This window comes from Klebsiella sp. 28 (genome assembly GCF_018223905.1).
GTDB classification, from domain to species: Bacteria; Pseudomonadota; Gammaproteobacteria; order Enterobacterales; family Enterobacteriaceae; genus Klebsiella; species Klebsiella pneumoniae.
The window spans coordinates 1-20,458 of the sequence record NZ_JAGRQY010000050.1 but is presented as its reverse complement, the minus strand read 5'-3'; the positions used below and the strand labels follow the sequence as shown (position 1 = coordinate 20,458).

General features: G+C 50.0%; 18 protein-coding genes. 11 read left to right on the top strand and 7 right to left on the bottom strand.

Annotated elements, in window-relative coordinates; translation table 11 throughout:
• The first annotated feature begins 4 nt into the window (after nt 1-4).
• From KHQ28_RS09075 to KHQ28_RS09065, 3 genes are read left to right on the top strand one after another with little or no spacing between them, the layout of a single operon-like run.
• Entirely contained in the window at nt 5-2,749 is a 2,745-nt protein-coding gene (locus KHQ28_RS09075; RefSeq protein WP_055314490.1) for a hypothetical protein, read from the top strand.
• Entirely contained in the window at nt 2,749-6,138 is a 3,390-nt protein-coding gene (locus tag KHQ28_RS09070) for a DUF919 family protein (protein WP_032418549.1), read from the top strand. The genes KHQ28_RS09075 and KHQ28_RS09070 overlap by 1 nt, the downstream gene beginning before the upstream one ends.
• A 9-nt stretch (nt 6,139-6,147) precedes the next feature.
• Nucleotides 6,148-6,762, top strand: a complete 615-nt coding sequence (locus tag KHQ28_RS09065) for a hypothetical protein (protein WP_025368005.1) — start codon at nt 6,148-6,150, stop codon at nt 6,760-6,762.
• Between the two features lie 35 nt (nt 6,763-6,797).
• Here the strand turns inward: KHQ28_RS09065 and KHQ28_RS29575 are convergent, their stop codons facing one another.
• The 3 genes from KHQ28_RS29575 to KHQ28_RS09055 form a co-directional block, all read right to left on the bottom strand.
• The gene (locus KHQ28_RS29575) at nt 6,798-6,950 is read right to left on the bottom strand and encodes a transmembrane anchored protein (RefSeq protein WP_071844733.1); all 153 of its coding nucleotides are present in this window, start codon (nt 6,948-6,950) and stop codon (nt 6,798-6,800) included.
• A 429-nt stretch (nt 6,951-7,379) separates the two neighbouring features.
• On the bottom strand, nt 7,380-7,568 hold the full coding sequence (locus KHQ28_RS09060; RefSeq protein ID WP_032418553.1) for a hypothetical protein: 189 nt from the start codon (nt 7,566-7,568) through the stop codon (nt 7,380-7,382).
• A gap of 151 nt (nt 7,569-7,719) precedes the next feature.
• Complete coding sequence (locus KHQ28_RS09055) at nt 7,720-8,409, bottom strand: Bro-N domain-containing protein (RefSeq protein WP_032418554.1); 690 nt, start codon at nt 8,407-8,409, stop codon at nt 7,720-7,722.
• A gap of 471 nt (nt 8,410-8,880) precedes the next feature.
• On the opposite strand from KHQ28_RS09055, the gene KHQ28_RS09050 reads away from it, so the two are divergent.
• Nucleotides 8,881-9,732 carry a DUF6236 family protein gene (locus KHQ28_RS09050; RefSeq protein ID WP_057193984.1) on the top strand — a complete coding sequence of 284 codons (852 nt, stop codon included), beginning with the start codon at nt 8,881-8,883 and terminating at the stop codon, nt 9,730-9,732.
• Nucleotides 9,733-9,945: 213 nt separating this feature from the next.
• On the opposite strand, the gene KHQ28_RS09045 is transcribed toward KHQ28_RS09050, so the two are convergent.
• Nucleotides 9,946-10,242, bottom strand: coding sequence for a hypothetical protein (locus tag KHQ28_RS09045; RefSeq protein ID WP_032409245.1), 297 nt, complete (start codon nt 10,240-10,242; stop codon nt 9,946-9,948).
• Nucleotides 10,243-10,393: 151 nt separating this feature from the next.
• Here KHQ28_RS09045 and KHQ28_RS29165 point away from each other — a divergent pair, with 151 nt between their 5' ends.
• The 6 genes from KHQ28_RS29165 to KHQ28_RS09015 all read left to right on the top strand — a co-directional run bounded on the left by KHQ28_RS29165 (nt 10,394) and on the right by KHQ28_RS09015 (nt 15,111).
• Nucleotides 10,394-12,856: a phage tail fiber protein gene (locus tag KHQ28_RS29165; RefSeq protein WP_032418556.1), complete on the top strand. Its 2,463-nt coding sequence runs from the start codon at nt 10,394-10,396 to the stop codon at nt 12,854-12,856.
• A gap of 54 nt (nt 12,857-12,910) precedes the next feature.
• A complete protein-coding gene (locus KHQ28_RS09035; protein WP_032418557.1) occupies nt 12,911-13,186 on the top strand; it encodes a hypothetical protein in 276 nt (91 codons plus the stop codon).
• Between the two features lie 112 nt (nt 13,187-13,298).
• Nucleotides 13,299-13,703, top strand: coding sequence for a putative holin (locus tag KHQ28_RS09030; protein ID WP_032418558.1), 405 nt, complete (start codon nt 13,299-13,301; stop codon nt 13,701-13,703).
• A complete protein-coding gene (locus KHQ28_RS09025; RefSeq protein ID WP_032418559.1) occupies nt 13,690-13,995 on the top strand; it encodes a phage holin family protein in 306 nt (101 codons plus the stop codon). Before KHQ28_RS09030 ends, KHQ28_RS09025 begins: the two co-directional genes overlap by 14 nt.
• On the top strand, nt 13,985-14,614 hold the full coding sequence (locus KHQ28_RS09020) for a glycoside hydrolase family 19 protein (protein ID WP_032418560.1): 630 nt from the start codon (nt 13,985-13,987) through the stop codon (nt 14,612-14,614). Before KHQ28_RS09025 ends, KHQ28_RS09020 begins: the two co-directional genes overlap by 11 nt.
• On the top strand, nt 14,611-15,111 hold the full coding sequence (locus tag KHQ28_RS09015) for a DUF2514 domain-containing protein (RefSeq protein ID WP_032418561.1): 501 nt from the start codon (nt 14,611-14,613) through the stop codon (nt 15,109-15,111). Before KHQ28_RS09020 ends, KHQ28_RS09015 begins: the two co-directional genes overlap by 4 nt.
• Nucleotides 15,112-15,297: 186 nt before the next feature.
• On the opposite strand, the gene KHQ28_RS09010 is transcribed toward KHQ28_RS09015, so the two are convergent.
• The 3 genes from KHQ28_RS09010 to KHQ28_RS09000 all read right to left on the bottom strand — a co-directional run bounded on the left by KHQ28_RS09010 (nt 15,298) and on the right by KHQ28_RS09000 (nt 19,854).
• Nucleotides 15,298-17,166, bottom strand: coding sequence for a sulfatase-like hydrolase/transferase (locus KHQ28_RS09010; protein WP_009309501.1), 1,869 nt, complete (start codon nt 17,164-17,166; stop codon nt 15,298-15,300).
• Nucleotides 17,150-18,328 carry an anaerobic sulfatase maturase gene (locus KHQ28_RS09005; protein WP_032440239.1) on the bottom strand — a complete coding sequence of 393 codons (1,179 nt, stop codon included), beginning with the start codon at nt 18,326-18,328 and terminating at the stop codon, nt 17,150-17,152. Before KHQ28_RS09005 ends, KHQ28_RS09010 begins: the two co-directional genes overlap by 17 nt.
• Before the next feature lie 293 nt (nt 18,329-18,621).
• Nucleotides 18,622-19,854 carry an MFS transporter gene (locus tag KHQ28_RS09000; protein WP_032418564.1) on the bottom strand — a complete coding sequence of 411 codons (1,233 nt, stop codon included), beginning with the start codon at nt 19,852-19,854 and terminating at the stop codon, nt 18,622-18,624.
• 73 nt (nt 19,855-19,927) lie between these two features.
• Here KHQ28_RS09000 and KHQ28_RS08995 point away from each other — a divergent pair.
• A partial coding sequence (locus KHQ28_RS08995; protein ID WP_211777592.1) for a LysR family transcriptional regulator occupies nt 19,928-20,458 on the top strand: 531 nt, incomplete at its 3' end.

Here is a 20,458-nt window from a genome sequence, read left to right as displayed (position 1 = left end):
GACTATGCCAACCGTTCCGCAATATCAACGCCAGAGCCAGACGCAAACCGCGCCGGTGATGACGAGTAATCTTCGTGTCCCGGAAAATCCGCTGGTGCAGGGCATCCAGCAGGCTGCTGATACGTCGATCAATATGATGGCTGATGCAAAGCGCAAGGCTGATGTAGCGCTTAGCCAGGATGCTCTGCTGCAGTTTAATCAGTTCGGTGATGACCAGTTCAACAACCCTGACAATGGTCTGATAACGAAGCAGGGAAAGGCTGCGCTCGGGCAAAGCGATGTCGTCATGCAGAACATGCAGCAGAAAGCTCAGGACTTGCTGGTTACAGTGCCGGATGGCGAAGCCCGTCAGCAGTTATCTTTTCAATTGCAGCAGTCCATGCAGTCATTTCACAACCAGGCCCGCCGGTATGAGGTTGGCCAGTTCCAGCAGTTTCAGGATCAGGCGTTTACTTCTGGGAACTCCCTGGCCGTAACTCAGTCCACCGGTCTTTATAACGATAACCAGGCCTTCGTGGGTCTTGCCAAACAGCGTTTTGATGCTATTGATCAGTATGCTGATGCTCATGGCATGCCTGATGAATGGCGCGTGCAGCAGAAAACGCAGCTGAAGGAGCAGATGGGGCAATCGGCCTGGGTCGGAAACATTGCTCAAAAATACAGCGAATTACTTCAAACAAACGGCGAACCAGGAGATCTTGATGGTGTTGGCCGCGTTGTGGCTCACGGTAACTCTGGCGCAGCCAGGGGCCTGAGGAATAACAACCCCGGTAATATTGAAGCAGGTTCAAACCCCTGGGAGGGGCAGACGGGGAGTGATGGCCGTTTTGCTACTTTTGCGACGCCCGAGCATGGGATCCGCGCGCTGGGTAAAAACCTGCTGTCGTACCAGCGCCAGGGATACGACACCGTGAGCGAGATCGTTAATCGTTGGGCGCCGGCCAGCGATGGCAATAACACCGATGCTTATATCAAGGCGCTGTGCAGCGCTCTTGGTGTGGGAGCTAATGACCCGCTTGATGTGTCCAACCCTAAAACCCTTGCAGCTTTGTGTGCCGGTATTGTTAAGCATGAAAATGGCAGTGTTCCATATAATGCTGACCAGCTTGAAACTGGCGTGTCGGCTGCGCTCGGGTTAACTAACCTTGATTCACCAAAGCGCTATACGGGAAATGCCGCTTTTGATGCTATGAGCCCTCAAATGCAAATGCAGGCATTGAGGCAGGCTAACGAGCTTAATAACCAGTACCGTCAGCAGTATGCTGAACAACTTAGCTCTGTAGTGAAGGATGCATATTCAGCTCTTGATGAGGGGCTTAGACCGGCTCAATTACCTTCTGAGGCTGATTTTATCCGGGCTAATGGCCCTCGCGTTGGGGCGTTGAAATGGCAAGATATGCAGGCGCAGATACAATATGGCGGCGTAATTGGTGCAGCTAAGGACCTTACCCCTGAAGGACGACAGGACATTCTTGAGCGACTTCGCCCTCAGGATCCAAATGCTCCTGGCTTTGCAGCTAACCAGCAACGATGGGAGAAAATGCAGAGCAAATTTAAGCAAATGGATACAGAGTGGCAGGCACAACAGGGGCGCAACCGCTTAGTTTCATCCTTGCAAAATAACTTCCCCTTAGATCCTAACGACAAAAATAACCAGGCAGCCGTGGACCATTACTTTGCTCAGGATATTGCGCCTTCGTTTTCGATATCTGATCCGCAGAGCATCAATGCGCTGGCCACCGTCACAACTAAAAGCGGCATGATACCAACGCAGGTCAAAACTATGCTTAACAGCGGAGCAACCTCAAGAGATCCTGCACTGGTTGTTCCTATGGCAAAATTCTACGGCCAGTTATTCGATAATAACCCGGCGGCCGCGGCAACCCTTGATAAGGGAACGATGGCATTTTATGGGAAGGTTTACGATTATTCCCGCGCTGGAGTTCCGGAGGATAAGGCTGTGGACATGGCATATAGCCAGGTATTCCAGCAGGATGACCGGATGAAACAGATGCTTTCCACTGCCATGCGAGACAAAAAATATGTCGCCGCACGGACAACTGCTGCACAAAACAACGCTAGCAGCCTGACCTCATTTGGTTCTTGGTCTCCAGACATTACCGATCCAGGCAAATCAAATGCGGCCTATCAACGTGATTACCAGACAATTTACGATGCAAACTTTGCACAGACTGGGGGCGATGCAGACCAGGCTGAGAAAATGACCAACGCCATGATCAGAACCACATGGGGAGTTTCTACTATTAATGGTAGTGCAGAGGTTATGAAATATGCCCCAGAAGCGCTTTATGGGGTAAACAGTGGATCCGGTAACTGGATAGAAGGCCAATGGTATCAGGAGAAAAACGAGCTTAAAGCTAAAGCTTTTGGTGGTGCTCGTAGTGATACTGATTTGGTTATCGTTCCTGATGGTGTCACGCCAAGAGATAAAAGCTATGCGGTCATGGTGAGACAGAAAAATCAGGACGGTTACGATGATGTCCGTCCGTATTATGGTGAGAATGGGCTTCCCGTTCGCTTCAAACCAGATCAGCAGACATCTCCGATGTACAGGCAAACCATGCAGTTCCAGCAGCAACGAGTCGATGAGGCTAGAGTGAAGCGAGAAGGAAATCCATTACCGCAGTTCAGTAACAATGAAGGCTATACGCCGCCAGATCTGACTAAGCCTTTTGGCTATGGTTCAGCCAATAACCTTCCTAGCAACATTTACGCAGGGGGCAAATAATGCCGACGTATGAACAGGATCCGAAAGAGTTGCTTGGCGAGGACATTCAGCAGATAGCCGCGCCAGATGACAGCGATTTTTATATGGAAACGCCTTCTTTACTTTCCGCCGTAAACCCATTTACCAGCGATCAGCGCGTGCAGAAATCCAGGCAAGCGGCTTTCCGCATAGATAACTCCCTGGGTAGCTTCATTGCCAGTGCTCCATTTAGTCAGTTTGATCGCGTTGATGGCTATAACCCGTTTGATAATGATGCCGCAGATATTAAAGGCTATGAGGACTTTGCTGATTCATTTATCAACGCCGGATCGCCAGAGGAAACTCTTGCTATTAAGCACCGCATAGATCAGCAGAAGGCGGACAGGGAATATCTATCCGAGGTCGGAGGCGCAGGAACGATTTCAAGTCTGGCAATGGGAATGATTGATCCAGTTAACGTCGCTGCGATGTTCATTCCTGCTGGAGCCGTGGCCCGCGGCGGGAGCATCGCAGAAACAGCAGGGCGTTTTGCCTTAGCTAACGCTGCAGGCGGAGTTGCGTCAGAAGCATCATTGCAGGCGACGCAGGAAACAAGATCGGCGATGGAGAGTATTTCAAACGTTGCGGTTGATGCTCTTGTCGGCGGTATTCTTGGCGCTGGCGCACAGGTTCTTGCAGGGCCCGCTCAGCGCTCCGCTGTTGCTAATGCCATTGGTGAAAATTTGCGGGGCATGGACTCTCCGCAGAGCATTGGCGCCGCGCAGGTGTTCAATACGACGCTAGATCAGGAGCAACTAGCTGGGCTTGGTCTCGCAAATAAAACACTCAGCGTCACGCCTGCTGGCCGGCTGGCTCAGTCTCCATCACTGGTTTCCCGACAGATAAACCAGCAACTGGCTGAGAATAACTATTTCTTTGCCAAAAATGACGAAGGCCTAGCTACATTTACGGCAGCAGAAACAAAGATTAAGCAATACGATGCCATGCTCTATAAGCAGATGGAAACCACCCGAGACGCTTATCAGCAGTACAGCAAGTCCGTCAGCGCCAGCGGTGCGAAGAGGATGAACTTTGTAGATTTCAATGAGGCTGTGGGCATGGCTATGCGCCGCGGCGATCAGAGTGATATTCCTGAAGTGGCGCAGGCGGCCGCCAGTATTCGGCCTATTTTCGAGAGCACAAAAGCCCGTATGCAGGAGCTTGGGATCCTTCCGGAAGATGTCGATGTTGTGACGGCACAAAGCTATCTTCCACGTATTTATAAATTCGATAAGATACTTTCAGACCGCACTGAATTCAGGGGGAGGATAGCCAACTGGATACAGGGTATTAGTGCTAAAGGAGCTGATAAAGCCGGGCAGAGAATTGAAAAGATAAATGCAGGTCTGAAAAATGCGGAGGAATCAGCGCCGCGCGCTGAGGCCCTGGCGAGTGATATCGCCGAAGCCGAGAAATGGTCCGGGAAAAAAATCCTACTCATGGAAGAGCTGGATAAACGCAATAAGCTCATATCTCAGGAAGCTGACACACAGGCGCGCCTTACCAGAATAGAAAAACAATTGGCTGATACTTCATCAGAAAGACTTCAGGCCAGAATGATGAAAGAAAGCTCTGATCTCAAAACACGGCTTGATGATATAGCTCAGGCTAAAGAAGAACTTCCGGTCTATCAGCGCCATATGGAGTTGCTGGATAACCCACGGAAATACCGTTCTGAGCTTCGCCGACTGCAAAAACGGGCAAATTCAACCACAAGGCTGAATGCAAGCCGCGAGCGGGCTCTAAAGCAGATGGAACCTCTATCCCGAGAGGAAGCAGAGGACGCTGCTGACGAGATCGTGAATAAAATAATCGGCGCACCTTCCGGACTTGTTCCTGCCGATATTATCCCAGAGAGACTCGTTGGCCGGGCTGGTTTCACCAAAAGCCGAACTCTACTTATTCCCGATGAACGTATAGAGGATTTCCTGGAGTCAGACGTCAATCACATCATGGAAAGCTACCTCAGGCAGGTGGCTCCGGAAATCGAACTGACAGCGCAGTTCGGCCGTAAAGACATGGGGGATCAGATTCGGCAGGTTAGCGAAGAATATACGCGGCTGATCAAAGAGGCGAAAACGCCTAAACAACGTGCAGCGCTTGAAAAACAACGCGAAGCAGATATCAGGGATATAACTGCAATGCGCGACCGCCTTCTAGGCACCTACGGCGCCCCGCAGGATCCTCGCAGTTTCTTCGTTCGGGCCGGGCGGGTTGCAAGGAATGTTAACTTCCTTCGCCTGCTTGGCGGCATGACCGTCGCCGCGGCCACCGATCTGATGCGGCCGATGATGCAGCATGGTCTGCGTAAATCTCTCGGTCCTATGGCCAGCATGCTAAGGAACATGGATGCCGTAAAGATCGCCACAAAAGACCTGCGCGAAATGTCTGTTGGCCTGGAGTACGTTCTTTCAACGCGTACCAAAGCTATTGCCGACCTCACCGATCCCTACAGCCGGCGCACTGCATTCGAGCGCGGTCTTAACTGGATGACGCAAAAGTTTGGGAACTGGACATTGATGAACCAGTGGAACAGCGTGCTTAAATCGTGGTCAGGAATGATTGTGCAGTCGAGGATACTTGATGCGGCTCGGCAGATATCCAGCGGCGGCGAGATAGCCAAAACCGAATTACGCAAGATGGCGCAGGTTGGTATCAATGAGGATATGCTGCGGCGCATCGGTGAGCAGTTCGGTAAGCACGGCGAGGATATGGATGGACTTCTAACCGGCCACAGCCACTTGTGGGACGATCGTCACGTTAGGGAGATATTCCAGGCCGCGGTGCTGAAGGATGTCGATTCGGTGATTGTAACCCCTGGCGTGGGCGATACGCCGCTGTTCTTCAGTAAAGAGGGGTGGAAACTGATCACCCAGTTCAAAACGTTTATCTTTGCTCAGCATAATCGCGTGCTGGTATCTGGTATTCAGCAGGGCGATGCATCATTCTATCTTGGTGCTCTTGGAACTGTTGCGCTGGGCTCGATGGTGTATATGATGAAGCAAAAGCTTAGCGGTCGTGACATAGATTACAGCTGGAATAACCTTGTGAAAGAGGGGATCGACAGGGGCGGCATGCTGGGATGGTTGTCAGAGCCGCTGAACACCCTTGAAAATGTAAGCGGCGGCAGGTTTGGTCTTGGCGCGATGTTTGGGGCGCCGCCGGTATCCAGGTTCCAGAGCCGCAATGCTATAGGCGCATTGCTTGGGCCGACCTTCGATCTCGGTGGTGATGCTGCAACGGTGGCGCATGGGGTACTGAACGGAGAATTTGACAGCCAGCAAACCCACGCGGCCCGTAAAATGCTACCATTTCAGAACCTGTGGGCGATATCACCACTACTAAACAAAGTTGAAGAGCAGATGAAATAAGGAAATATCATGGGGATTCTTGGTAAGTTCGGTAATTTTTTAGAGAAATCTGGTGTTTCTGTTTTTTCAAAAGAAACATTAAAACTGCTTACCGAGATGAATGATCAGGGTGTTTACCAATCATCGCTTGCGGCAGTTGACTTTGCGTTATCAATGAGAAATGAAGAGCACTTTGAAACCTTCGTACTTTCGAGAATTCTTCTCGAGCCGTACCAGTCCAGCAATGATGAGCGCATGACCTTATACAGGATTATGCAAGACAATTATGGGCAGGGGTTAAAAATGTTCAAGAAATCATTAGCTTTCGCAAAACAGTATGGTGGAGAAGATATTGTTAAAGGTGAATTTAATTTCAAATTAATGGGTTTCAGAATAATTATGTTCAACCTTGCATATAATTCTAAATTAATTGATTTTGATATTGCCTCAAAGTTTTATGAAACCTTGTGGCGATCTACAAAAGGTGACACTCCTGATAATGCTATTGATGATTTTATACAAAGAGAAAAGTTAATGGTAAGTATCGGCGTATCCGATCCAACTGCGAATCAAAAAAAAGAGGATTATCAATTTTATAAGAATGTGATTTCTTTGTGGGCAAGTCGTGGAATCATGAATGTATGAATGAGTTAAACAGGCCGCTTTCGCGGCCTTAATTATCACTGACCGCCGGGGCGGGAGTCAGCAGAACGGCCGCCACAGCGTGAGCCGTCAGCAGCAGTATCATCAGGATGCTGGCAGTTACCAGCGAAAGCCTGTGTAGCTGAACCCAGAGACAACAGAACAAACAGCACTGCTAATGCTTTTTTCATTTTCACTTACCATGTGTAGACCACTGAACCGTGGCTTTATGATTGTAGCGCTGTGCTCAGATTTCATCCATCAAAAAGCCCGCGGCGCGGGCTTATCCACTTTTAACTTTCTTTGGAACTATCGCAGATAGCGATATCATAAAACCTGTTAATGCCGCGATAATAAGCGGAAAAATAAAAGCATCAGAAGTTCTGAGTGGGTTTTTTATGTCAAACAGGATCACTATAAAGAACGCGCTTGTTGCGAACGTTGACGAGGAGTATACCTCATTCATCTTGTACTGAAGCTGATCCAAGGAGAATGGTGGTGTCTCTTTACACCAAGCGTCCCAGATAAGATGAACCAGAAGATAAGCAATGCACAGGATGAAGTAAAATCTGGTTAACTCCTGTGCATTCTGTGGTGCCAGCCAGTCAAGAACGTGCATTTTAGTTAGCAAATTTCCTGGCAGCATAGATAGCTGGCAGAGCAACAGCACCAGCTAAAGCAAAACCATAGGCAATTCCTGCCGTTACGGTAAACGCAGGAATAACGAAAGATAAGCCGCCAGGAAGTGCGAATCCTAATCCAGCACCGCCAATGATAGCTTTCATCAAAGTAATGATGTTGATTTCCATTGTTCCTCCTGAGCATTCAACAAAAGGTTGAATTACCTCTGGGGTAATCTTAATCAAATTTGAGCAATGATGCAAAATGAATTGAGATGAAAAGCGATGAATAGGACGAATGTACAAACGCATTCAAAGGCGCTTCCCTGCGCCAGCAACCTCAGTAACCCTTGGCCTTAGCCATCACGTACTGAGCATGCGTCTCTATGTCGCGCAGTACGGTGCCGATACCAACAATGTAGCTGAGCATGGCCGTGACCTCTGCGGCGGCGCCGGACACATCATGCCCGTCAGCATCGAGTTCGCGGAGCAGCTTCATCACCATTGAGCTTTTCGCCAGTTCACGCAGGCCATCAGGTGAATGGATGTGATCCTGATAGCGTCGGTTAAGAGGGAAGGTGTAATGCTTCTGTTCGACCTGCAATGCATCCATGATCGCCGGCAACATGCTGCTGGTCATCTCCTGCGCCAGCATGCGGGCTTTATCAGCCTGGGAGAGTTCTTCCCGAACGTAGCGGCCAGTCTTGCGGATCTGCGGCAGTACCTCGCTGGTTACCCATTTGCGGAAGCGGTAGGGGATGGTGCCCGGCGTCACCGCATCGCGGCAGCGGAGGATAAGAGTGTAGAGGCCAGACTCAGAGATGATGGTGAAATCTTGCTGACCACCAGGGGTGTGCATTGAATGCACCCCCTTTTCATCATCGTCTAAAGCGCGCATGGCACTAGCAGTGTGTTTGATGCCTATGGCCTTGCAAACATCAGAAGAAACGAACCAAGGATTGCCGTCGATATTAACTGCACGAATGTTGCTGTGCGATTCGAATGAAAAAACTGATGGGTTGGTGTTCATAGTGAATCTCCTGTGACTAGGACGATCACCACCGCAACGCCAATTACTGGTGGTGAACTGAACGGAGTTGGCGTACCGGCGTCACAGGGAACCGGCGTCCTTTCGGACCCCCGCCCAGCCCACCATTGAATAGGTACACTGAAGCGTAAGCACAAAAAAACACGCTAGCGCGTGTCGTGCGCTGTGACATTAACCGGGACGCCAATCCCGGCACCGGATTTTGCCGATGCCCGATCACTATGGCACAAGGGAAATGGGTTGTAAATTTACCATTTTGGTAATCTTATTTTGTTTATTAGGTAAAATCAATCTCTTTATGAGTTGTTTTGCGATTTTTTTTATTTGCATATAGAACAATCCTAAAAATAGTTCTAGTCTATTTTTCATGGGTATTAATGTTTACCCATGTTATTCAAACTAATAAAGTCACATAAATTATTTTTTATTACTACACATACTATGGGTGATTAAATGGAAAATCATGTTTTAATGTTTCCTGATATGTTTATTAACGCAGATAATAATAGCATACATATAGCACAATCTAATTTAAACTACAGGAAGTTATTGATAAACGCTCTTTATTGGGATAAGATTATTACTACAAACAACAATTTAATTCATGTTTCTAATAATGACACTCCAGGCGTTCCAGAGCTTAAAAGGGAAGGGTTATTTACTGAGGTAATGTTGCCTATCAATGGTAATGGTAATTTTGCTACGATATTATATGAAGCAAACATGAAATTTATGATCGAGTCACTTGCGCGTAAAGATATAAACTTTATTGCCAGTGAGGCTGATAAGGTATTGATTAAGAATAGTAATGAGGTTGCACCTGATAATGGCGAGTTATTTACTTTGATAAATGCAATTCCAGAGCCTGATGAAAGTGTAAATATTCATGATGTTTTGGAGTTTAGGCATAAAAGACAGGGTGAACTAAAAAACCTCATGAACAAAATTAATGAGTTGAATATTAGGGTGTTAAAAGCTGAAAACAGAGACTTAGAGTTAAAGGCAGCAATAAATGAAATAGATATTGCGTGCGCTGATGTCATTAGACTATATAATGAAAGCCGTATAAAATTTAACTTATCAGAAGTAAAATTTAACTTCAATATTCCTGAGATAGTAACAAATGCAGGTGCAGCGTATTTTGGCGCAAAATCAATAGGTCTTCCAGAAACAGGTGCTATTTTAGCTTCTGCAACATACGGATTTAATACTTTTGTGAACTTTTCTTCTGCCATGTCATTAAGAAGAATAGACAAATCAAACCCATTTAATTATGTTGGGCAAATGAGTGTAAAACTTAATTAAACTTTATTGTTATGGATGGGAGCGCATTTATAGTAGCAATGAATATTAGCCCCCATCCTATCCCGATCTGATATGTAACAATTGCCACTATTAGCATTTTTACAGTGGAAGTTAAACACTTAGACTCTTTTTTTAAAAACACATTCATTTTGCCACCTCTTATTCGCAACTCGTCTTCATATAAATATAGTATGTAGACGAGTAGCTTATAACTTACTTTAAATGTTGTCTAATCTGCATTGTGCAGAAGTCCAGGTGTGTTTGCAGCTCCCGCATCGACAACTGCGAGCTTGTCACATAGTTAACCAGCGCCACCAGTTCCGCCGCCGCACCGCTGACATCGTGGCCGTCTCGCTCCATCTCCCTGAGCAACTCCATCAGCTGTGATTTTACAACCAGGGATCTTACCCCTTCCGGGGTGTGAATACGATCCGCAAAACCTTCGTCGACAGGATACTGGTACCGCTCTGGCATTAGGATTACTCCGATAAATACTGTATATATATACATATATCAAAAGGTAACAGGGTTTTCCAGAAGGTTTTTATTTACCTTAATGGTAATGTTTTTGCTCGTTTCGATCTGTTTTATTCATATATGGTTTGATGGGTAATAGAATGCTTCTATGCACGCGCGCCAGCGCTGACCACTGGAGCAGACTATGACAGTTTCAACGCAGGTAAGCCGTAACGAGTACACCGGGAACGGCGCCACTACCCAATACGATTTCACGTTCCGCATTCTTGATAAAAGCCACCTGCTGGTGCAGACGCTGGATACCTCCGAAAACATCGTGACGCTGACGCTCGGTACCGACTACACGGTTACTGGCGTGAACCGTTACAACGGGGGTAAGGTGGTTCTGACATCAGCGCTGCCAGCTGGCTACAAAATCTCTATCGAGCGCAGCACGCCGGTTACGCAGGAAGCCAGCATCAGGAACCAGGGGGGCTTCTTTCCTGAGATCCACGAAGATGCTTTCGATAAGCTGACTATGCTGGTGCAGCAGGCGTATGGATGGTGGTCTGGTCTATCTCTCAGGAAGCCATCATGGCTCGCGAACTATTACGACGCACTCAACAACCGCATTCGTAACCTGCGTGACCCGTCACAGGCGCAGGATGCGGCTACGAAGAATTATGTTGATAACGGAATATCTGGGTCTATTTCACATGCAGATGATCTTTTTAAAAGAACTCTGCGAGTCCCTGAATCGTTGGTTGGAATGTTGCCAAATATTTATGGCCGCAAAAATAGAATATTAGCGTTCAATGATCATGGTAATCCTATTGCTGTACTTCCTGAATCAGGTAGTGCAGCTGATGTTCTTATAGAATTGGCTTCTGAAGACGGCGCCGATTTAGTTTGGTACAAAAAGCCATATACAGGTGCTATACATCGCCCAATAGCAGATCAACTATCTGAAACGATCTCTCCGTGGGATTTTGGATGCAAATCAGATGCAGTATTCGACCCCGTAACGCAACGTCTGGTAGATGGCACAGATAATACGACTGCTCTGCAAAGAATGCTGTGTGAAGCACATCATCACGGCATAGAAATTAGTCTGCCGATGAACGGGAAATTCGCCAGCAGGTCCCTCTACATGCACTACGATGCCGTAAAAAATCCCAATTGGACTGATCGTCCTGGCCGGTTGAAAATTTCTGGCGGGGTGCTGGGGCACGCAACCGGGGACGTGGAGCGTCAGGGTACGGCAATATTCCATATACCAGGTGAAGCATCTGCTTTGCTATCGATGGTTGGAGAATTCAGCCTGACCAACCCTGCCGGAATGGGTGGCTATTTTCAGCTGGAGGGGATGAATCTTATCGGTAGTCAGGACAGCTCTGACGTCTTGCTGATGCAGGGCAGTCAAGGGGCAATAATGCTGGCTAACTATACAATAAAGGTGCTGAATCTCGCCGGGAACGGACTGACAGAGGCTACCACATGGGAAACCATGCACATGAACGGTCTTATTCGTGGGCCTGCTACAGGAGACGGCTCGTGTACAGGTATAGGCCTGAACATCAAATCTGATGGAACGATCGGCCAGATCAATATGAAGCAGTACATGAACGTCAACGTAATGAAAATGGGTTACAGTATCCGCGCGGGACGTCGTGAAAAAACTAATGGGACTTTAGGGCCATTAGTATTCGTTGGTGGGCAAACTTCTGGTGCAGATCATCATGGGATGTGGTTGGATGGTGGCGTGATCTCATTCACATCTATCGGTCAGCAGCATGAAGGATGCAGAAAAAATGGCATAAGGATAGACAATGTACTTGAAGACGGGACAGTAAGCTCTGACCTCCCGCGCACCATTAAATTCCAGCAAAACTACCTTACTGGCTGCGGAAGAATTGAGGACGGTTCGGTAAATAGTTACGGCATTTACATTGCTAACGGCGACGGTATCGAGTTCGACACCCCAACGTTTAATGAGTGTGGGAACGGCATTGCATTCGATGCTGCAAATGTCGATAACCTGTTAATTCGCCGCCCCACATTCCGTACTGTTCGGGCGTACGGAACATCTCAGGGGTTTGGAATTCGCTCATTTGCAGATGGTGTTCCTCAAAAACGGCAATATCTTGAACACCCTGTTTTTAACCAGACTCCGGCAACGCAGATTGATGATAAAGCCCGTGAAATATTTGGTCGCGGAGCGGCAGGAGGTCGAATCTCATTTTCGACAAACACACCGACGCCGAGCATTATTCATGGCTCAGGGTCCGGGAATGAGTCTTATCGTATCCTAAATTTTAATAACTCGACAGCAACCACTATTACAAACATCACAGGAGGAACACCGTACCAGCGTCTCCTGATTACATTCTCAAATAACACTACAACAATACAACACAACAGCAGCATTATTCTTCAGGGTGGTAAAGATGTTCAGGGAATGGTAGGGAAAACGCTGGAGCTGTACTACACAGGATCAGTCTGGCATGAAGTAGGTGACCCAGTAAGAGCGTTATCAGGAACAAGTGCAAACAGACCTTTTAGCACTGCATATCCAGGCATGGAATACTTCGATACAACATTAGGAAAGCCTATCTGGCGTAATGCTGCAAATAACGCCTGGGTTGACTCAGCAGGTAATGTTGTCTGATTTATTACCCGCCCTATTGGGCGGGTAATTATATTTACTAAATGAGGTTATCTTATGTCTTTTGTGAAAAACAAAACGCTTGAGGCCAGTGTTATTGCGGACAGTGGCACGGCGATTGGTTCAGTTCAGGTTGCAGTAGACGTAACGTATTCTATTTCACTTATTCAGGTAGTAGATGGTGACAAAGCCTATGCCTCAGTATCTGCATCGGTTAATGGGCAGGCACCAAGACAGGTTGATCTGTTTGAGTTTAATTATTTTCTTAATAATGGGAAAACCCTTTTTGAACAGGCTGAAGAAGCCTTGCTTATCAGTGAGAGATATACATAAACGATGATCTTATCATCCATCAATCATTACCATTTATCCATATACGGTTTATTGTGTATGATGAACCTACCCAACTAAGGAGGTTCATCATGCATAGTAAACGGTGGTCATCATGTCCGCATCGCTAACCGCTGATACGATAAATCAGGGGCTTAGCTACGGTGCGCTGGCGGCAGTCATCGCCGGCGTACCTCCTGAAGTGGCGCTTGGATCGCTGGCCGGGGCGGTAATTTTTGTTACCTCTGCAATTGAGTATCCGGTCAAGCGCCGCGTTCTCCTGGCGTTACTCAGCTTTTTCTGCGGTCTTCTCTTTTACAAACCCACAGCATCAATCCTTATCGGCGTTGCCAGCATGATCCCCACCATCACACAGGACTCGTTCGAGCGGGGTATTGTCTACTCTGCCGGCGCGTTCGTTGCGGCAATTGTCGCTGTGCGGGTTGGGATATGGCTGTATCACCGCTCTGACAATCCGCGCGATTTAATCCCGGGAGGAAAAGACGATGACAGGCCATGATCTGCTGCTTATCGCTAATTCCATCATCTGCGGCGGGATAGCGATGCGGGTGATGTTCTTCCAGCGCAACGGATCGCGCCACCGCCGCTGGGGTGGGTGGATAGCCTATTTCCTCATCGTGGCGGCGGCCAGTATCCCGCTGCGCACCGCGTACTCATACCTGTACCACTTTCCTATGACCGCAGATCTTTCTGAGGTCGTTATCAATGCTGTGATGTTCGCCGCGGTGCTGAAGACGCGCGGCAACGTCGTGCAAATCTTCAAGATATCGAGGTCGCAACATGGACATTAACGAGTTTCAGAAAGCTGCCGGCGTTAGCCTGGCGCTGGCCACACGCTGGCATCCGCACATTGTGGCGGCCATGAAAGAGTTTGGCATTATCAAGCCGTTGGATCAGGCGATGTTTATTGCCCAGGCCGGGCATGAAAGCACTGGCTTTACCCAGCTCGTTGAGAGCTTCAATTACAGCGTGGCGGGGCTGGCTGGTTTCGTCCGTGCCGGGCGACTGACGCAGGGCCAGGCTAATTCCCTCGGGCGCCGACAGGGTGAACCATCGTTGCCACTGGAGAGGCAGCGGGCCATTGCCAATCTGGTGTACAGCAAACGCATGGGGAATAACGGGCCGACAGACGGCTGGTTTTACCGCGGGCGCGGGCTTATCCAGATCACCGGGCTGAACACCTATCGCGACTGCGGCAACGGCTTGAAGGTGGATCTGGTTAAGCAGCCGGAGCTGCTGGCGCAGGACGAGTATGCAGCGCGGAGCGCGGCGTGGTACTTCGTGAAATATGGATGCCTGAAGTACACCGACGACCTGATGCGCGTCACGCAGATCATCAACGGCGGGCAGAATGGCATCGACGATCGCCGTGTGCGTTACCTGTCGGCCAAGAAGGTGCTGGCATCATGATCACGGCATTCGTGAAAGCGTACTGGAAACAGTTGCTTATCGTGTCGATGCTTGCTGCTATGGTGGCCGGCGGCGTTGTAGCCTGGAATATTCACGGTGACAGGCAGTACGACGCCGGGTATGCGCAGGCGAAGGCAGACCGCAAAGCAGAAGATGATAAAGCCCGTCAACATGATGAACAGGAGAAAGCAACCAATGAACGTGAGGCGCAGCAGAGGATCGACCAGGCGCGCAATGATGCTCTTGATGCTGCCGCTCGCGCTGGCCGGCTGCAGCAGCAGCTCGTTGCCATCCGTGAGCAGCTCAGGCAGTATAACGCCACTGTCGGCGCTGGGTCGTCAGCCGCAGACACCGGAGTTTTGCTTGCCGACGTGCTCGAAAAATCTCTCGAACGAAACCGGCAACTGGCAGAATACGCTGACCGGGCAGCTGAAGCCGGAAGGGTCTGTGAACGGCAATATGACGAACTGACGAAGCGGGGCACAATTTCCCGGTGACGGTATATAAAACGGTATCTTGGATTTTGTTTTTAAAAATGTTGTTTTCAGTCAATTGGTTACGATACCTGTAAATAATTGAGTGGGAGTAATCCCCGGCGTTAGCTGAGTAAAACGAAACCCTCTGTGTTTACAGAGGGTTTTTTTATAGCTGCTACACTAAGGTCTCCCACCTGACGGCAAGCGCTAATCGCGCATATATTGATGCATCTGGGCCGCCGTCAGATCCCACTGGCTTCCTTCAAACGGGGGCATATAGCTGCCATCATCTTCGCCAATCTCAGCGGCAGTGAGCTGATTGAGTTTATCGTTCATTGTCATTAACAGATCCCGGTATTTCTCTGGCTCCCGGGCGAGGTTATGATTTTCTTCGGGGTCGTTAACCAGATCGAAAAGTTCAACATCATTATTCTCCAGCAGTTCGGCCAGGGTAGCAGGAATATGATGCTGCTTGAGCGAAAAGTAGCGGGCAAATTTATAGTGTCCATCGTTGATCATACGGATCCCTGAGCGATGGGAAAAATCAGGATGGAGTGACGCGATCGCTTTTTTAAATTGATCGTGCGGGAGTTTCTCTCCAGCCAGCTTTCTGAATTTTGCCGTGTATTGCGCATCCATATACAGGATCATGCCGTAACAATAAAGCGAACCCGGACGCAGCGCATTTAAGCCCGCTTGCTCAGGATGCGCCAGTAATGGGCTCATATCCCGGCCTTTTCTGCCCTCCAGGACTTTCTCTCGCAGCGAGCGATCGCGTCCAGTCAGACCAATCAGGGTCGGTACTAAATCCAGATGATTGGTCAAACTGTTGCAGCGGATATTTCCCGGATACGCCGGATGGCGAATGATCATCGGCACATGGATCTGCTCTTTGTACACCGAGGAACCTTTACCATGCATCTGGTGGGAGCCACCGAGTTCCCCATGGTCGGCGGTAAAGACGATAATCGTATTTTGCGTCAGCTGCAGGTTATCCAGCTCATTGAGAATCGCCTCAAGATGCTGGTCATTATCGCGAATACAGTTGAAATAATAATCCAGTAATTTGCGCCAGCGCCGGTCTTCATCGGGGAACTGTCCCTCCATCACCGCCCTGGCATTCTGGTACTCTTTATGGGCGGCAGGTCTGCCAGGCTCATCGAGCGGCTGATGGCGGTTTGCAGGCAGCGGATAGTCTGGCCAGCTTTGCTGATAGATTTGGTTGTGCGGGGGTTGGGTTGGCAGCAGGGTGTGGTTTTCTTTATCCATTGGCCCTTTCCACTGCACCTGCTCACCATGCTCATCGGTGTCGATAAACATGACATCGTGGGGGTTAACCAGGTTTACTGCCGCGAACCAGGGTTTATTTTCATCATTCAGCGGGCGGCCGGTGTTACGTAGCCAACTAATGGTCTGCCCCGTGGTGACTGAATCAAAGAAATAGCCGCCCTTACTTTTCCCGATGACATCGCCAATGCCGTGATAATCAGAGAAACCATACTTTTCCATAATTTCATGCAGTCGCGGCGTCGGGATCTCGCCCAGGTCCATTTCTTCTACCGATTTACCAGCGACCGGCTGATCGATCTCCCGGGTAAGATGCCATTTACCTTTATACGCCGTGTAATAACCCAGTTCACGCATCATATGGCCCACGGTACGTAATTCCGGGTCCAGATCGTAATTCATCCAGGGGAAGCCAAGATTATCAAACATCCGGGTGTGCGGCATATGGAGCCCGGTGTACATGACAGAGCGCGATGGCGTACAAACGTTGGCCGTGTTCTGATGATTGGTAAAAGTGATACCCGTTTTCATCAGGCGTTCCCGGCCCGGCACCGGAAAGGGATACCGCTCGAAATAACGTTCCTGATCGCAGGTTATTAGTAAAATATTGTAGCCTTCGGGCAGTGTGTCAGGGATTTCGCCGGTGAAAGGAATATCCCATGCCGCTTTCGGGGCGGCATTATTTTGCGCGGCGTTTCCCGTCTCTGGTAACAGGCTCACGACTGCGGCAATCCCCAGACCTTTGAGGAGATCGCGGCGATTTCCATCTATTTTATTTGGCTCTTTCATCTTCAGACTCCGTTAATTGTAATATATTTTGCCGTATCTCCGGGATAAGACTCATAATGAGCGCGGGCGGCTGGCAATTTAATAAAAGCCTTCTCATGACGTTCATATAGGGCGTGATATGGCCGAAAAAGGTTAAATAGCCGCTGCACAGGTAATTCTGTGCTTCGTCGTCATGGATGGTAAAACGGTGTTTAGGGCATCCTCCATGGCAGGCAAAGCGCCAGTGGCAGCCCTGACAGCGGGCAGAGAGTTGGCCCTTTTGCTTCCCGAACTGTTGCTGAAATGGCGAGCTCGCCATCGCTGCCATAGCATCTTGCTTCAGATTACCCAGCTTATATTCCGCTGAGACAAAGTGATCGCAGCTGTAGACATCGCCGTTTTGCTCCACCAGTAAACTCTGCCCACAGACAGGCTGCATGGTGCAGAGCGTGGCGGGCTGGCCGGCCCATACGCCGAGTAGATTATCAAAGTACTGGATAAACACCCTGCCAACATCGTTTTCCAGCCAGTCGTCGAAAACACTGCACAAAAATTTGCCCCAACCCTCAGGGGTAACTGACCAGGGAGCAGGGAAGTCAACGAGAGGAATAAACTGGAGATGGTGAAGGTTTAGCTCGCGGCTCAGGCAGCGATAGAGACTTTTCCCCTGGCTTGCAGACTGGCGGCTGACCACCACCATGGCATTTACCGGAACGTCATGCTGCTGCAGGCAGCGTATGGCCTGCACAACTTTTTCCCAGGTGGGTTTTCCGCAGCCCGTCGTACGCCAGGTGTCGTGGAGTGACGCAGGGCCATCAATGGATAATCCGACCAGAAATCCATGACGACGCAAAAAACGAGCCCAGTTATCGTTCAGCAAGATGCCGTTGGTTTGCAGGCTGTTGGCGATGATTTTGTTACCACGGTAACGCTGCTGGAGCTCGACCACCTTTGCAAAAAAATCCAGCCCGCATAAGGTAGGCTCACCGCCCTGCCAGCAAAACTCGACGTTTTGCGAGGGGGTCGATGAAATGGTGTTGTGAATGTACGCTTCCAGCGTGAGGTCGTCCATGGTGGCATACCCTGGACGCGGAACCTCGTTTTCCAGATAAAAACAATACCGACAGGCCAGATTGCATCGATTGCCGCCGGGTTTTGCTACGGTATTAAAATTAGCGCTCATTCTTTGCTATGCTCGAACGTTTTCGATGAGGAAGAGAGTAAAGCTAATTGTGTTACCGGAGGTGTGGCTAATGTTACCGATGGCGACTGGCTTTATTTTTTGGATCATTATGCAAGAGAAAAATACAGGCGGTATCGTTATTTTTCGCAGGTGACAGCATGCCCTGCTATTCTCTTAAAAATTTCATCATTGATTTGGTGAATGTATTTTCATTAAAAATTTATAATATGAATAATGCCTGCCATATGGCTATAAGGGCAGGCGTAAATTATCAAGGGCGTAGTGATCCACGTTTACTCTTCAGCAAGGTTGTTTTTGGCTATCGGTTGGTCAACGGCCGCTGCCGGATATTCTACATTACGTTCATCCTGCGCCTTACCCGCCTCGCGCACAATCGCCAGCGCCAGTCCGGCAACGATCAACGTTAACCCGGTGGACACCCACATTCCGCCGATAATGCCCAGCCGGTGGTTCAGCCATGCGTAGGCAAAGGGTGAAACAGCTGCCATCAGTTGCCCGGGGATCAGCAGGAGACCCGTGCGGCTGGCGTAGCTTTCTGCGCTAAACAGCGCCAGCGGCAGCGTCGCTTTGACAATCGTCACCAGCCCGTTAATCGCGCCATAGCCCAGCACAAACCCGGCTGCGCATCCGGCAAAGGTCGTGCTGCTCAATCCAAGGAGAAAACAGAGCGGCATGGCGAGCGCAGTAAAACGCGTTAGCGTGAGTGAGGTGACCCGGGGACCGGCCAGCACTTCCCCCAGCCGGGCGCCGGTCTGGCCGAATCCCCACAGCACACCGACGGCAACCGGCAGACCAAAGTGGCTGATAAACTCCGGCAGATGGGTAGAGGTACCGTTAGAGATGAAGGTGATCAGCGCAATAAAGATCGCGTAACGCGCCCCGTTACGCCGGTCGCCCTCTGCTGTCGCTGGCGAGGCTGGTGATTTCGCCGCTGAACTGAGCCGCTGGCGAGGCAGTTGATAACTCAGCCATGCGCTCAGCAGGCCAAACAGCGCATAGATCCGCAGAGCATTCTGCCAGGGCATGATGGTTAATAACGCCTCGCCCAGCGGCCAGAAGAGGGCAGAGGCCAGACCGCCAGCGAGAGTGATATGAGAGATAGTTTTCCGCGCCTGCTGACCGTACAGATTCACCACTGCGGCGAACAGCGCATCATACAGTGAGAGCCGCATGCCGATGCCGGTCAGCAGCCAGGCGCCGTACCAGCCGGCCAGCGAAGGGCGCCAGGACATCATGGCGCAGCTGGCGGCTATCAGCAAGGTACCGCTGGTGACCACCAGCCTTCCGCCAAAGCGAGCCAGCAGCCTGGCAACGAACGGGGAGACAGCGGCCATCATCAGCATCGCAAGCGTCAGGCCGAGATAGATCTGCGGCAAGGACCATCCTTTGTCGGCGGCGATAGCCCCGGCAAAGGTGCCGGGCATATAAAAAGAGATCCCCCAGTTGATGAGTTGCTGACCGCCCGCGGTGAAGGCAAGGCGTCGGGGAATAACGTTTATTTCCATGGTTTTTCATTCCGTTAAGACAGTTGTCCTGAGCATACCCGGCAGGCTATTGTTCTGGCAGAGCGGCTACCTTATGCGCGGTATAAGAGAAACTTTTATGACAACACTGAACCTGGGAAATCTGGCGACCTTCCGGCTGGTCGTACAGCGCGGCAGCTTTTCTGCCGCCGCCGACGCGCTGGGGATCTCCCAACCTGCCGTCAGCCTGCAGGTACGTCAGCTGGAGCAGTTTTTACAGACCAGGCTGCTGGAGCGAACCGGACGTGGGATCAAGGCGACGGCGGCGGGAATGGCATTGCTGGCCCACAGCGAGCAGATCGATCGGGCGGTGAATAGCGCGGTGCAGTCGGTCAGCGCATTCAGTCAGGAGGTTAATGGATCGTTGACGCTGGGGACAGGCGCGACGGCCTGCATTCATCTTCTTCCACCGCTGCTGCAGCATCTTCGTCAGCAGCACCCGCTGCTGACGGTGGGGGTGACCACCGGCAACACGCTGGATATCGTCCGCGCGGTGGAAGAAAACCGGCTCGATCTCGGGCTGGTCACGCTGCCCGTGCAGGGGCGCAGTCTGGCGGTGACTGCGCCCCTGCACGGGCAGCGTGAC